This window comes from Streptomyces sp. NPDC002809 (assembly GCF_040295435.1).
Classification (GTDB): domain Bacteria; phylum Actinomycetota; class Actinomycetes; order Streptomycetales; family Streptomycetaceae; genus Streptomyces.
The window spans coordinates 40185-53294 of record NZ_JBEOVJ010000057.1 but is presented as its reverse complement, the minus strand read 5'-3'; the positions used below and the strand labels follow the sequence as shown (position 1 = coordinate 53294).

Below are 13110 nucleotides of genomic sequence, written 5' to 3'. Positions count from 1 at the left end.
ACACCTACGCCGACTCCCGCCGCACCGGCTCCTTCCTCCTCATCGACCCCACCGACGGCACCACCCTCACCGCCGGCATGGCAGGCACCTCCTTCACCGCCGGGGAAGAGGAAGCCCGGTCGTGACCCGTGACGGAACACGCCGCTCCGCGCTCCGGCTCATGGCGGCTCTCCCCGCCGCCGCCCTCGGCGCCTGCGGCTACGGCTCCGAGGCCACGAAGGGTTCGGTCTCCGGCCCGGCGCCACGCCCCGGGGCGAAGGAACTGTCCGCCCGCGAGGTCCGCATCGGCTACTTCGGGACCGTCGTACAGGCCACCGCGCTCGTCGGCATCGGCGAGGGGCACTTCGCCGCCGAGCTGGGCGGGACCAGGATCCGCGCTCAGGTGTTCAACGCCGGTCCTGCCGAGATCGAGGCCCTCAACGCCGGCTCGGTCGACATCGGCTGGATCGGCCCCTCCCCCGCCGTCAACGGATACGCGAGGTCCGGCGGCCGGAACCTGCGCATCATCTCGGGCTCCGCGTCGGGAGGCGTCTCCCTCGTGGTCGATCCCGCGAAGATCGGCACGGCCGCCGATGTGAAGGGCCGGAGAATCGCGACCCCGCAGCTCGGCAACACGCAGGACGTGGCCCTCCTCCACTGGATCACCGCCCAGGGATGGTCCGTTGACGGCCGGTCCGGCAGGGGCGACGTCACCGTCATCCGGCAGGACAACAAGGAGATTCCCGGCTCGTTCCTGCGCGGGAGCGTGGACGGTGCCTGGGTCCCGGAGCCGACCGCGGCCCGGCTGGTCGCCGACGGCGGAAAGGTCCTCCTCCACGAACGGGACCAGTGGAGGGGCGGCCGGTTCGCCGTCACGAACGTGATCGCGTCCCAGCGGTTCCTCACCGAGCACCCGGACGTGGTGGAGGCCGTGCTCAGGGGGTCGGTGAGAACCAATGCCTGGATACGAGGGCACCCGGACCGCGCCGGAGCCGCCGTCAACGCCCAGCTGGAACGGCTCACCGGCAGGAAGCTGCCCGCCCCGGTGCTCCGTCACGCGTTCGCCGACGTGGCCGTGCTCTACGACCCCCTCGCCGCCACGCTGCGGATCCAGACCGAGCGCGCGGTGCGGGCCGGGATGACCGAGGCCCCGGACCTGAACGGGATCTACGATCTGCGCCCGCTGAACAGGGTCCTGCGCGACCGGGGTCTCGACCCCGTCGACGACACAGGGCTCGGCATCGAGTAACTCCCCTTCCGCAGCTCGTACGGAGACCCACTCATGATCACTGCTCTGCCCACGTCCACCGCCCCAGGCGGCAGCGCCGGGACAACGGCGTACGCGGCCCGTCTCTCGCTCGTCTCGAAAACCTTCGGCCGCTCCCCTGCGCAGCCGGTGCTCGACGGCGTCTCGCTGGACGTCGCACCGGGCGAGTTCGTCACCCTGCTCGGGGCCTCCGGCTGCGGGAAGTCGACCCTGCTGAATCTGGTCGCCGGGCTCGACGAGCCGACCTCGGGCACCCTCAGCGTTCCGGACGGCCGTCCCGCCCTCATGTTCCAGGAGCACGCGCTCTTCCCGTGGCTCACCGCGGGCAAGAACATCGAACTCGCCCTGAAACTGCGCGGAGTGCCGCGCGGCGAGCGACGGGAGAAGGCCGACCGCCTGCTGTCCCTCGTCCGCCTGGACGGGGCGCACGGCAAGCGGGTGCACGAACTGTCCGGCGGGATGCGCCAGCGCGTCGCACTGGCTCGGGCGCTGGCTCAGGAGAGCCGGCTGCTGCTGATGGACGAGCCGTTCGCCGCGCTCGACGCCATCACCCGGGACGTGCTGCACGACGAGCTGACCCGGATCTGGCGCGAGACGGGGGTCTCGGTCCTCTTCGTCACCCACAACGTGCGCGAGGCGGTACGCCTGGCCCAACGGGTCGTGCTGCTCACGTCCCGGCCCGGCCGGATCGCCCGCGAGTGGACGGTCGGCATCGAGCACCCGCGCCGCATCGAGGACACCGCCGTGGCGGAACTGTCCGCCGAGATCACCGACCACCTGCGAAGGGAGATCCGCCGCCATGGCCGGCACTGATCTCCCGGGCCCCGGCCGGGCCGCCGCCCAGGAGAACGACAGCACGGACGGACTGGCCCGTCTCGAGGCCGGACTCGACGCGCTGGACGCCCGCCCGCAGACGGTGCGCACGCCGTTCCGTACCGTCCTGCTGCGCAAGGTGCTCCCGCCGCTCGTCTCCGTCGCGCTCGTCCTGCTGCTCTGGCAACTGGCCGTCGCACTGCACCTCAAGGAGACCTACCAGCTTCCCCCGCCGCTCGACGTCTGGGATGCGCTCGCCAAGGAATGGCGCAGGGGGACCATCCTCGACGTGGTATGGCAGAGCGTGTCGCGCGGAGGGGTGGGCTTCGCGGTCTCCCTCGCCATCGGCACTCCGCTCGGACTGCTCGTCTCGCAGACACCGTGGCTGCGGACGGCCATCGGGCCGATCCTCTCGGGGCTGCAGTCCCTGCCCTCGGTGGCCTGGGTCCCGGCAGCGATCATCTGGTTCGGCCTCGGCAACACCACCATCTACGCAGTGGTCCTGCTCGGTGCCGTCCCGTCCATCGCCAACGGGCTCATCGCCGGAATCGACCGGACGCCTCCCCTCTATCTGCGAGCGGGGCAGGTCATCGGCGCACACGGCCTCAGCCGGATCCGTCATGTCCTGCTGCCCGCCGCACTGCCCGGGTACGTGGCCGGTCTCAAGCAGGGCTGGGCCTTCTCCTGGCGCTCCCTGATGGCCGCCGAACTCATCGCTTCCTCACCCGACCTGGGTGTGGGTCTGGGCCAGTTGCTGGAGACCGGCCGGGCCTACCAGGACATGCCTCTGGTACTGGGCGTCATCGTGCTGATCCTCGGGGTCGGCATCGGAGTGGAACTCCTCGTGTTCTCCCCGGTCGAGCGTCATGTGCTGCGCGGCCGCGGGCTGTTGGAGAGGTCCCGATGAGCCGGGCGGGTGCCGCGCCGCGGCGGTCGCCGGTCGCCCTGGCGGTGATCGCACACGGCAGCCGCGACCCGCGCCACCGGGCGACGGTGCGCGCACTCGTCCGACGGGTACGCGCGATGCGTCCAGGTCTGCGGGTGGCCGCGGGCTTCCTCGACCACTGTCCTCCCGGCGCCGTCCGGACGCTGGAGCGGCTGCACGACGAGGGAGTGCGCTCGGCCGTGGTGCTGCCCCTGCTGATCACCCAGGCGTTCCATGCCGGGACCGACTGTCCGGCCCTGCTGCGGGAGTTCGCGGTCCGCCGCCCGGACCTGTCCCTGCGGCAGTCGCGGGTGCTGGGCCCGCACCCCCTGCTGATCGCGGCTCTGGAGCGCCGCCTCGCGCAGACCGGGGTCACCGCCGGGGACCGCTCGAAGACCGGGATCGTGCTCGCCACCGCGGGCAGCTGCGATCCGGAGGCGAACGCGGATGTCGCAGCAATCGCGCGGGAGTGGCGGCACACCGGTTGGTGCGCCGTGCGGCCCGCGTTCGCCTCCACCGCCCCTCCCGGCACGGCGGATGCCGTCCGCTCCCTGCGTGCGGACGGCATCCGTCAGGTGGTGGTCTCCCCCTGCTTCGTGGCACCCGGAATGCTTGCCGACCGGGTGGCGCGCGAGGCGTCGGCGGCGGACCTGCTGGCTCCGGTACTGGGCGACGCCCCGGAGATCGCCGCTCTCGTCCTGCACCGCTACGACGAGGCGCGGGCAGGCCGGCCGGTTCGGGCCGGAGCCTCTCGTTCGGACCCCGAGGTCGGAGATCAAGCTAAGGGCTGTCCCGTATTCCCTGGCGGGCGCGCGACGACAGCTACGGCACCTCGCCGCGTTGTCGGAACGTCCGAATACATCCAGTATGCGGATGCTCCTCCGCCTTGCGATGCACCGCATCCGACGCCGCGCGCCGATCCACCACGGATTACGGGACAGCCCTCAGGTCAGCAACGGGTCATGCGTGAGAATGGCCTTCTCGTACTGCCTCAACGCAGGCGTCGGCTCGATGCCGAGGTTCTCCACGAGGTTCCGCCGGCAGGCACGGTACACATCGAGTGCGTCACGCTGACGGCCCGTCCGGTAGAGCGCCCGCATGAGCAGCATGCAGAACTTCTCGTGGGTGGGGTTCTGCGCGTAGAGCTCCGCGAGCTCGGGAAGAACCTGCGCATGCCTGCCCACTTTGAGCTCCAGCTCGTAGAGGAGCGTGAGGGCCGAATGACGGGATTCCACGCACTTGGCTGTTGCCGCTTGACAGATCGGCCCCCCGGCCAGCCCTCCGAAAACCGGACCGCGCCAACGGGAAAGGGCTCCCCGGAGTATCTCTATTCCGGTTCGCGGATTGATGGATTCCTCTTTCTCGAGCAAATCCTCGATGGAATCCAGGAAAACGTAGGCGTCGATTTCCGAGCGGTCGGCCCGGAACAGGTACCCCGAGGGGCTGCTGACCACGCGCGGCCCCGCACCCGTCGACTCCAGCGCACCCAGGCTGCGGCGCACCCTGCTCACCTGGGCCTGCAGGGCGTTCTCCACCTTGGCGGGTGGCGTGTTCCCCCACAGCTCCCGGACCAGGGCCTCGACCGTGACGAGAGCTCCCCCCGATACGAGCAGCGCCGCCAGCAGCGTCTGCTGCATCACTCCAGTGGGCCGCAGCACGCACTGCCGGCCCTCGTAGACCTCTATGACCCCTAGTACTGAGAAGTACACTGCTCCGCCCCCGTGGATGCCGTGCATGAAAAAAGGTGCCCTGCGACTCCCCCGGGTAGGGGAAGGAGGACACCGTTCAGATCTGCCTCGGACAGCACTGTATCCGGACAATTACCAATACCTCCGGCAGCCCATACCCGCCAGGGTCTTCTTATGTCGACGAGATCCTTACCGTAGAACTTGCGCACCGAATCCCCCATTGATCGAGAACGCTTCTTCGGCCCGCACCCCCGAGCCCCCCACATTTAGTCCAACTCGAAACCACTTACTTGGACCAATTCATTCGCCGGGGTGAGCGCAAGGCTAACCGAACCTTCGTGCGATACTAATAGGCCATCTCGGCGGGCGTCAATCAGCTCAAGAACTGTGACGCAATTCCGCATACATGAAGTTGCGTTTTAGGGGTCGCGGCCGACCTGCGCGTAATGCCGTCCGCCCGCCCCTCCCGGCACGGGCGCCTCCTGCGCCCCACCTCCCGGAACGCCGCAGCCCAGCCGCCCGCCCGGCGCGATCCGGAGGGCGCCCCACCGCCCCGGACCGCCGAAGGCCGAGCGGTGGGCGGTTGGCCGAATCCGCCATCCGTGGCCGGAGACATCCGGCCACCCGCATACACCCCCGTACCGTACGGCGCGCATGTACCTATGGAAAATGCCAGAACTCCCACCTGGAGTAAGCACGTTGCGTAATCTCGGGGTCACAGCCGCACGCAGCGTCGGAGGGGAGTCCGCGTGCCCGGAATCGACGAGTGCCTGCTCGACGTCATGAGACTGCCCGGTGCCCGTGGCGCCGCCGTGGTCGACTGGACGAGCGGTCTCGCCCTCGGCACCATCGGCGACTCGCCCAACGGCGATCACGAGGCCACCGCCGCGGAGACGGCGGAGGTGGCACGGATGGCGGCCGAACAGCCCGCCTTCGCGGCCGGCTTACCGGAAGCGCCGACCGCCGCTTCCGGTACGGACGCCACGGGAATCCCGCCCGTCGAGGACGTCATCGTGACGACCCGCGCCGGCTACCACATCCTCCGGTTCGTCGAGACGGACTTCGACAGCAGCGTCTTCCTCCACCTGTGGCTGGACCGCGCGGAGGGCAATCTGGCCCTGGCCCGGATACGGCTGGGCGAGATGGCCGAGCGGCTGGTCCTCGCATGAGAGCCGCCGCCCCCGCCACGGCCACCGTCCTCTCACCCATGCTCCAGCGCCTCGCCACCGAACGGGCCACCGGTGCCCTGATGCGCGACCGCGGCACCCTCTACCTGGCCGACGGCAAGGTGGTGCACGCCGAGAGCCCGGCCACCCCCGGCATCGACGTCCTGCTCACCCGGGGCGGATCGCTGCACCGCGAGGGATGGTGGGACGCGGTCGCCCGGGCCGGTGCCGGGCAGCGGGTGGGCCGCTACCTCGTGGACAGCGGCACGGTGCCGGGCGGCGCCCTGGAGCTGTGCCACCTGGGCGCCCTGTACGACGCGGCGTTCTTCGCCCTCGCCCCGACCAGGACCCCGGCCCGCTTCCGCTACGGGGTGGCCCACTGGATCGGCCCGGTCCGCCCCGTCCCCGTGGACGCCGTGCAGCGCGAGACCCTCCGGCGCCGGGAACTGCTGGAGCGGATCTGGCCCGAGGCCGTGACCGACAGCGCCCCCCTCGTACGGACCGGCCGTCCGGCCGACTCCCCCGTGCCGCCGCGCCAGCGCCGCGTACTGGAGCGCGTGGACGGAGTGCGTACCGCGACGGACATCGCGCAGGAGCTGGGCAGGTCGGCGTTCCACACCCTGGTCGACCTGCGGCGGCTGGCGGCCGCCGGACTGGTCGCGGCGGCACGGGACAAGGCGGACCCGTCCGCTGCCGGCCGGATCACGCTTCCCGAGGTCACGGCCGACCCCGACGTCGCCCTGTTGCGCCGGCTCCGAGACGCATTGGAGGCCCTGTGATACGCGCGCTCAGACAGCGTGCCGGGAGGAGACAGCTGATGGTGCCCGAGGTCGAAGTCCAGGATGTCCTGGCCGAGCTCCAGCGGTTACGGGCCCGGGTTCCGCTCCTCTCCGGCGCACTCGCGGCCAGCACCGACGGACTCGTCCTGGCCCATGACACCCCCGGAGTGGAGGCGGAGGGCGTCGCCGCCCTGACCGCGGCCGCCCTGGGCGTCTCCATCCGGATGACGGACGCGACCGGCCGCGGCGGCTTCCGCGAACTGCTCGTACGCGGCGAGACGGGATACATCGCGACGTACGCCGCCGGCTCCTCCGCCGTGCTGACCCTGCTCGCCGAGGACCGCATCAACGTCGGCCGGCTCCATCTCGAGGGCCGCAGGTCCGGTTCCCGGATCGGCGAGCTCGTCGACGCCGCCCTGGAGCGCGCCCCGCAGCCCGCACCCGGCAGCCGGGGGCCGGCGCCCCGCGCCGCGCAGCAGCCCGGCCCCCTGCCGCACCGCACGACATGACCCGCACGAGCCCGGCATGACCCAGAAACGGAACCGGTCGTCCCGACCGGTCAGGGAAAGGAAACGAGCACTCATGGCGAACACCGAAGCGTCACTGAAGGAAGCGATGTCGTCCATCGAGGGCACCACCGGTGTCGCCCTCGTCGACTACACGAGCGGCATGGCGCTGGGCACCCTCGGCGGCGGCAAGGACTTCAACCTGGAGGTCGCGGCCGCGGGCAACACCGACGTCGTACGGGCCAAGCTCCGCACCATGGAACACCTCGGCATCCAGGACGAGATCGAGGACATCCTGATCACCCTGGGCACCCAGTACCACCTGATCCGGCTGCTCAAGACCCGTGGGAACAACGGCCTGTTCCTCTACCTGGTGCTGGACTCCAGCCGGGCCAACCTGGCCATGGCCCGCCATCAGCTGAAGAAGATCGAGGCCGACCTGGAGGTCTGAGACCTCTGCCTCCGAGGCCTCGGCGCAGCCCCCTGCGTCAGCGGGAGCGTCGCGCCCCACCGGGCGCGGCGTCCCCCGCCACGGGCCCCGTCGTCCGGTACGCCCTGACCTGCTTGCCGACGGGCCGCCCGTGCTCCACCCAGTCCGTGCGGACCCAGTACAGGACGTCGTCCCGGCGCTCCCGCTGCCCGATCCGGACGGCCTTCGCCCAGAGCCCGGCACCGGCCCCGGCGAGCACCAGCCCGCCCGCCCCGGGCACGGCGAACGCGCTGGCGACCGCCAGGAGGAACGCCCCGAGCAGCCACCAGCGGTGCCCCCGGCGCCAGTTGCGGACGGTCACGGCCCGGTCCTGGAGGAAGTCGGTGCGGCCGGCCCGGGTGGCGCCCCGGGCGAGCGAGGCGTACCGCCCGCCGCGCGCCAGTGCCACGACGGCCATGGTGACCAGGAACAGTGCAGCCCCTGCCAGCAGTCCGATGCGCCGGCCGGTGAGTCCCGGCACCAGTGACCCGATGGCCGCCGCGACCAGCCCCGGCCACCAGAGGGGCGCTGCTCCGGCCCGTACGATCACGGCCACTCTCGCCAACGACTGCGATCCGCGCCCCACGTCCATGCCCCTCTCGACAGCTCCTGCACCCGTTCCGTGGGCGCAGATTAGATGCCGTACATGAGCGATGTCTGAGAAACGGCAGGATGCCCGCGGGGCCGCGGTTCACTCGACGAAGAGGCTCCGCGCCGCCGCCCGTGCGTCGAACTCCTCCAGCCTGGCCTGCGCGTCGGGCAGGTCGTCGCACATGGCCTCCAGCAGCACCCGCCCGAGCAGCATGGGCGCACAGGCGGTGTCGAAGGCGAGCCCGGTTCCGACGGCCGCGGGAATCAGCAGATCGCTGTGCGCGGCCACCGGTGCGAAGGCGGAGTCCGCGACCGACACCACGGTCAGCCCCTGCTCCCGGGCGTAGGCCAGCGTGTCCACGACCTCGCGGGGGTGGCGGGGCAGCGCGAAGCAGAGCAGCGCACCGGCACCGGCCCGCCGGGCCGTGTCGATCCGGTCGTGCAGCATGCTGCCGCCCTCGTCGAGCACCCGGACGTCGGGGTGCACCTTGGCGGCGAAGTACCCGAACCCGCGGGCCTGCGAGGAGGCGGCGCGCAGCCCGAGCACGAGCAGCGGGCGCGAGGCGGCGAGCAGCTTTCCGGCCCGTTCGACCGGCCCCGGGTCGGCGAGCAGCTCGGCGAGGTGGCGCAGATTCTCGATCTCGCCGAGTACCGCCTGCTGGTACTCGTTGTACGTGTCCTCCCCGCCGTCCTCGGCAGTTCCTCCCGGGGCGACCTCACGCAGGTGTTTGCGCAGCGCGGGATAGCCGTCGAACCCGAGGGCGACGGCGAACCGGGTGACGGAGGGCTGGCTGACCCCGGCCAGTTCGGCCAGTTCGACGCTGGACAGGAACGGGGCGTCGCCGGCCCTGCGCACCATCGAGTGCGCGATGCGCCGTTGCGTGGGCGTGAGCCTGCGCCCCTCGAACAGCTGCTGCAACCGTGCCGCCGGGCTGCTCCCGCTCATCCTGTCCCCTCGGTAGATCCGTCGCGCCGGGATCCGGCACCGACGGATCCATTCAGCCAGCAAGCCGTCTGCATGTCCATATGCAGACGGCTTCGTGCGGCTTGTTCCCGACCCACCCGGCTGCCCGCAGGGCCTGGGCCCCGGCAGCACGGTGCGGACCGGACGGGTCCGTCAGCGGGCGGCTCTGCCGTCCAGGACCTCGACGACCGACACCCAGGCGTTCCAGCGCCGGACGGTGACCCGCATCGTGCGGCCGTCCTTCACCGTGCCGGACCACGCGCTGCTTCCCGTCCCCTCTTCGTCCGCGGTCGGTGGCGCGGACGTCAGACCGCACGCCGTCATCGCACCGCGCAGCCGGGTCAGCTGTTCGCGCGCCGTGGCCGCGTCGTCGTACGTGACCAGGCGGTGCTGGGCCAGGGCGTCGTCACGGCCCCGGTACTGCAAGCTGTACCGCTTCTGATCCGGCTCGTCCGTCGCGGCGAACGAAGCGGGGCACGCCTGGTCGAGGCCCACCTGCGGCAGCGGGCCGCCCTGCGGTCCCGCGTCGGTCGGCAGACCCTCGTTCGCCTTCCAGTGCCACTGCGCGTACCCGGGCAGTTCGTCCGCCTCCCGCATCTGGACCACACCATCCGTCAGGAAGGGGTTCTGCGGGGCGACGGCGACCGTGCCGTGGCCCGTGACCGGGGACTCCGGCAGAACGACGGCGCACACCCCGGCAGTCACCAGCACGGCCGCTCCCGCCAGCGCCCGGGCCGCACGGCGGCGGGTCCGCCTCCGCCGGCCCTGCGTGCGGATCTCCTCGGCGGCGGGCAGCCGCACCGCGACGCCCTCCAGCAGCTCCTCCACATCAGCCATGGTGGACACTCCCCTCCCGCTCGGCACCGAGCATCGTGTCGGCGAGCCGTTCGCCGAGAATCCTGCGGGCCCGGTGGAGCCGGGTCCGTACCGCACCGCTCGACATGCCCGTCTCCCGGGCCACTTCCTCCACCGGGAGGTCCAGCAGGTGGTGCAGGACCACGGCCTGCCGCTGGTCACCGCTCAGCTTCCTCAGCGCCTCGACCAGCGCCACCCGGTCCTCCGAGAGCCCCGGCACGTCGGTGGCCGCACCGTGCCGGAAGTGCGCCCGCACCCGGTTGCGCGTCCTGCGCCAGGTACTGATCCCCAGTCGTACGGCCACCGTCCGCACCCAGGGCAGCGGGTCTCCCTCCGCGGTCACCTTGTCCCAGCGCTGCCACGCCCGCACGAACGCCTCCTGTACCGCGTCCTCCGCCTCACCCAGGTCCCCCGTCACCGCATAGACCGTCGCGATCAGGCGCTTGGCGGTCGCCGCGTAGAACGCGTCGAACGCGTCCGCATCCTCGGATCCTGCTGTCATGGCCCCCGTCCGTCTCTTCGCGTATTCACGAGAACTGCTTCTTCCCTGTACACGCGCCGGCGGGGCCGGATGTTACGCACCACTTTCCGGGCCGGACGCCGGAGCGGTGGGAAACAGGGGGGTTAGCCCCACTGACCCGGACGCCCCCTCTTCGTACCGTGGAACCATGGACGCACCCGACACCGAGCTCAAGAAGGAGCTCAAGGCCACCCTGCAGGCCCGCAGCGAGCTGGGGGCCGAGTACGAGTCCGCGCTCGTCGAGTCGTTTCTGGAGAAGGTCGAGCAGCGGCTCGACGGCACGCTCGACCGCCGGGTCCGGCGGCATCTCGCGGAGCAGCAGATCGTCGTGGCCCGAGGGGCGCGCGCTCCGGAGCCGCCGCTGGGGCACTTCGGTGAGCGCTACGGGTTCGGGATCATCTCGCTGGTCCTGGCGATCCCGCTGTCCGCCATCGGTGTCGCGAACGCGGGTATCGACGGGCTCGTCGTGGCCTGGCTCGGCATCGTCGGCGTCAACGCCTTCCAGGCGGTCCACGGCGGACGGCTGTTCAGGCGCCGGGAGAAGGAGCGGCGGACGGCGTCCGACTGGGAGGACTGAGCGGCACGCTCCCACGACGCAGTCATGCCTGGCGGGTCGGCAGCACGACGAGCTGGCGCAGGTTGACGTGGCGGGCCCGGCTGGTCGTGTAGGCGATCAGGTCGGCGATCTCGTCGCTCGACAGCCCGCCGAGCGCGTCGAACATGCCGTCGAGCTGTCCGCCGAGTTCCGCGTTGTCGACGTGTCCGGCCAGTTCGGAGTCGGTGAGGCCGGGCTCGATGTTCGTGACGCGGACGTCGCGCGGCCCGAGTTCGGTGCGCAGCGAGGCCGACAGGTGGGTGAGCGCGGCCTTCGTGGCGCCGTACACCGCGTAGTCGGGGAACGTGATGTGCGCACCGATCGACGAGATGTTGACCAGGTCCGCGGTACGGCCCTCGGCCGCGGCAGCGACCAGGTCGGCCGTGAAGGCCCGGATGATGCGCAGGACGCCGGTCACGTTGGTGTCGATCATCCGCTGCCACTCGTCGGCGCGGCCCGCGTCGACCGGGTTCGGCAGCATCACTCCGGCCGCGTTGACCACCAGGTCCACCCGGCCGAACTCCGCGTGCACCCGCTCGGCGGCGGCGTCCACGGACGCCTGGGCGGTGACGTCGGCGGCCACGGCGAGCGCCCGGCCGCCGTCGGCGGTGATCCTGGCGGCGAGCTCGTCCAGCCGCTCCGCGCGGCGGGCCAGCAGCGCCACCCGGACTCCTTGTGCGGCGAGCAGCCGAGCGGTCGCGTTCCCCATGCCGCTGGCGGCTCCGGTGATGACGGCGGTGCGGCCTGCGAGCGTTGCGTACGACATGTCCGTACTCCTTGAGGTGATTCCGCCGGGGAGTCCTCCCCGGCCGGTCCCCACTCTGTGACGGCGCGCGGCGCGTACCCAGGGATGCGTCTTTCCTGGGTCCGGCAGTACCAGGCTGGGAGACGGCCGGTCTTCTACGATCGGCGGCATGGACGGCGACCTCGGAGACTTCCTCCGCTCACGACGTGCCCGTATCCAGCCCGAGGACGTGGGGCTGAACTCCTACGGCAGAAGGCGCGTCCCCGGGCTGCGGCGTGAGGAGGTCGCCCAGCTCGCCGGGGTGAGCGTCGACTACTACATCCGGCTGGAACAGGGGCGCGGTCCCAGCGTGTCGGACGCCGTGCTCGACGCGATAGCCCGGGTGCTCCGGCTGGACGGGACGGAACACGCCTACCTGCGCACGGTGGCCCGCCCGGGGCCACGCACGACGACGCCGGCCGCCGGGCAGCGGGTACGCCCGGGGCTGCGGCTGCTGCTGGACACGCTCGACCGGGCTCCCGCCTTCGTCCTGGGCCGCCGGATGGACGTGCTGGCGTGGAACGCGCTCGGCGACGCGGTCGTCGACTTCTCCCGGATGGCCCCCGCCGCACGCAACATGCCGCGCCAGACGTTTCTCGAGCCTGCGGCACGCGAGCTGTACCCGGACTGGCCGGCCGTCGCGGCGGAGACGGTCGCCCATCTGCGGCTGGACGCGGGCCTGCACCCCGATGACAAACAGCTCGCCACCCTGGTCGGTGAGTTGTCGCTGAGGAGCGAGGAATTCCGCCGGCTGTGGGCGGACCACCAGGTGAAGGCGAAGACGTACGGCGTGAAGCGGATCGACCACCCGGTCGTGGGCGGGCTGACGCTCCCTTACGAGACGCTCGGCGTGCCCGGCGATCCCGGCCAGTCCCTGGTGGTCTACACACCGGAGCCCGGTTCGCGGACTGCGGAACGCATCGCGCTGCTGGCGAGCTGGGCGGCCGCGCCGCGAGCGCGGGAGGGTGACGAGGACGGGGAGGGGGCGCGCGGTCTCCGCGCATAGATGTGTCGCGGGGACCGCCGCACCCCCGGTTTCCCAGGGGGCGGGACGACGGCGGTCCCCGCGAAGGACGCGTTCCGGGTCAGGGCCGGTCTCGCATCCGGGCGACGGTGGAGGTCCGGGAGCCGCTCCGTAGTCCGTGTCGCCGTATCGGTGCCGGCGGGTTTCCCTGCCGACACCCACTAATCTGCCCGAGCCGTGTTAAG

The 13110-nt window shown here is 71.6% G+C and carries 15 protein-coding genes and 1 pseudogene; 10 read left to right on the top strand and 6 right to left on the bottom strand.

Annotation, left to right across the window (positions count from 1 at the left end; all coding sequences use genetic code 11):
- The first annotated feature begins 160 nt into the window (after positions 1 to 160).
- The 4 genes and pseudogenes from ABT025_RS27740 to ABT025_RS27725 form a co-directional block, all read left to right on the top strand.
- On the top strand, positions 161 to 1228 hold the full coding sequence (locus ABT025_RS27740; RefSeq protein ID WP_351000009.1) for an ABC transporter substrate-binding protein: 1068 nt from the start codon (positions 161 to 163) through the stop codon (positions 1226 to 1228).
- Between the two features lie 33 nt (positions 1229 to 1261).
- A complete protein-coding gene (locus ABT025_RS27735; RefSeq protein ID WP_351000002.1) occupies positions 1262 to 2059 on the top strand; it encodes an ABC transporter ATP-binding protein in 798 nt (265 codons plus the stop codon).
- The gene (locus ABT025_RS27730) at positions 2046 to 2966 is read left to right on the top strand and encodes an ABC transporter permease (RefSeq protein ID WP_350999999.1); all 921 of its coding nucleotides are present in this window, start codon (positions 2046 to 2048) and stop codon (positions 2964 to 2966) included. Before ABT025_RS27735 ends, ABT025_RS27730 begins: the two co-directional genes overlap by 14 nt.
- Positions 2963 to 3712 (top strand): annotated as a pseudogene (locus ABT025_RS27725) (sirohydrochlorin chelatase); the annotation flags it as partial. The gene ABT025_RS27730 and the pseudogene ABT025_RS27725, both read left to right, overlap by 4 nt.
- A gap of 216 nt (positions 3713 to 3928) precedes the next feature.
- Here the strand turns inward: ABT025_RS27725 and ABT025_RS27720 are convergent.
- The gene (locus tag ABT025_RS27720) at positions 3929 to 4621 is read right to left on the bottom strand and encodes an AfsR/SARP family transcriptional regulator (RefSeq protein ID WP_350999997.1); all 693 of its coding nucleotides are present in this window, start codon (positions 4619 to 4621) and stop codon (positions 3929 to 3931) included.
- A gap of 800 nt (positions 4622 to 5421) precedes the next feature.
- On the opposite strand from ABT025_RS27720, the gene ABT025_RS27715 reads away from it, so the two are divergent.
- The 4 genes from ABT025_RS27715 to ABT025_RS27700 all read left to right on the top strand — a co-directional run bounded on the left by ABT025_RS27715 (position 5422) and on the right by ABT025_RS27700 (position 7574).
- Positions 5422 to 5841 carry a hypothetical protein gene (locus ABT025_RS27715; RefSeq protein ID WP_350999995.1) on the top strand — a complete coding sequence of 140 codons (420 nt, stop codon included), beginning with the start codon at positions 5422 to 5424 and terminating at the stop codon, positions 5839 to 5841.
- On the top strand, positions 5838 to 6617 hold the full coding sequence (locus tag ABT025_RS27710) for a transcriptional regulator (RefSeq protein WP_350999993.1): 780 nt from the start codon (positions 5838 to 5840) through the stop codon (positions 6615 to 6617). Before ABT025_RS27715 ends, ABT025_RS27710 begins: the two co-directional genes overlap by 4 nt.
- Positions 6618 to 6655: 38 nt before the next feature.
- Complete coding sequence (locus ABT025_RS27705) at positions 6656 to 7126, top strand: roadblock/LC7 domain-containing protein (RefSeq protein ID WP_350999991.1); 471 nt, start codon at positions 6656 to 6658, stop codon at positions 7124 to 7126.
- 73 nt (positions 7127 to 7199) lie between these two features.
- Positions 7200 to 7574 (top strand): hypothetical protein, encoded by a 375-nt coding sequence (locus ABT025_RS27700; protein ID WP_350999989.1) that lies wholly within the window; start codon positions 7200 to 7202, stop codon positions 7572 to 7574.
- A 37-nt stretch (positions 7575 to 7611) separates the two neighbouring features.
- On the opposite strand, the gene ABT025_RS27695 is transcribed toward ABT025_RS27700, so the two are convergent.
- The 4 genes from ABT025_RS27695 to ABT025_RS27680 form a co-directional block, all read right to left on the bottom strand.
- Entirely contained in the window at positions 7612 to 8148 is a 537-nt protein-coding gene (locus tag ABT025_RS27695; RefSeq protein ID WP_350999987.1) for a hypothetical protein, read from the bottom strand.
- 135 nt (positions 8149 to 8283) lie between these two features.
- Entirely contained in the window at positions 8284 to 9129 is an 846-nt protein-coding gene (locus ABT025_RS27690; RefSeq protein ID WP_350999985.1) for a MurR/RpiR family transcriptional regulator, read from the bottom strand.
- A gap of 171 nt (positions 9130 to 9300) precedes the next feature.
- Positions 9301 to 9984, bottom strand: a complete 684-nt coding sequence (locus ABT025_RS27685; protein ID WP_350999983.1) for a hypothetical protein — start codon at positions 9982 to 9984, stop codon at positions 9301 to 9303.
- Positions 9977 to 10504, bottom strand: a complete 528-nt coding sequence (locus tag ABT025_RS27680; RefSeq protein WP_350999981.1) for a SigE family RNA polymerase sigma factor — start codon at positions 10502 to 10504, stop codon at positions 9977 to 9979. Before ABT025_RS27680 ends, ABT025_RS27685 begins: the two co-directional genes overlap by 8 nt.
- 166 nt (positions 10505 to 10670) lie before the next feature.
- Between ABT025_RS27680 and ABT025_RS27675 the strand changes: the two genes are divergently transcribed.
- Positions 10671 to 11099 (top strand): hypothetical protein, encoded by a 429-nt coding sequence (locus ABT025_RS27675; protein ID WP_350999979.1) that lies wholly within the window; start codon positions 10671 to 10673, stop codon positions 11097 to 11099.
- Between the two features lie 22 nt (positions 11100 to 11121).
- On the opposite strand, the gene ABT025_RS27670 is transcribed toward ABT025_RS27675, so the two are convergent.
- Positions 11122 to 11883: an SDR family oxidoreductase gene (locus ABT025_RS27670; protein ID WP_350999977.1), complete on the bottom strand. Its 762-nt coding sequence runs from the start codon at positions 11881 to 11883 to the stop codon at positions 11122 to 11124.
- Positions 11884 to 12031: 148 nt separating this feature from the next.
- Between ABT025_RS27670 and ABT025_RS27665 the strand changes: the two genes are divergently transcribed.
- Positions 12032 to 12907, top strand: coding sequence for a helix-turn-helix transcriptional regulator (locus ABT025_RS27665; RefSeq protein ID WP_350999976.1), 876 nt, complete (start codon positions 12032 to 12034; stop codon positions 12905 to 12907).
- The last annotated feature ends 203 nt before the right edge of the window (positions 12908 to 13110 follow it).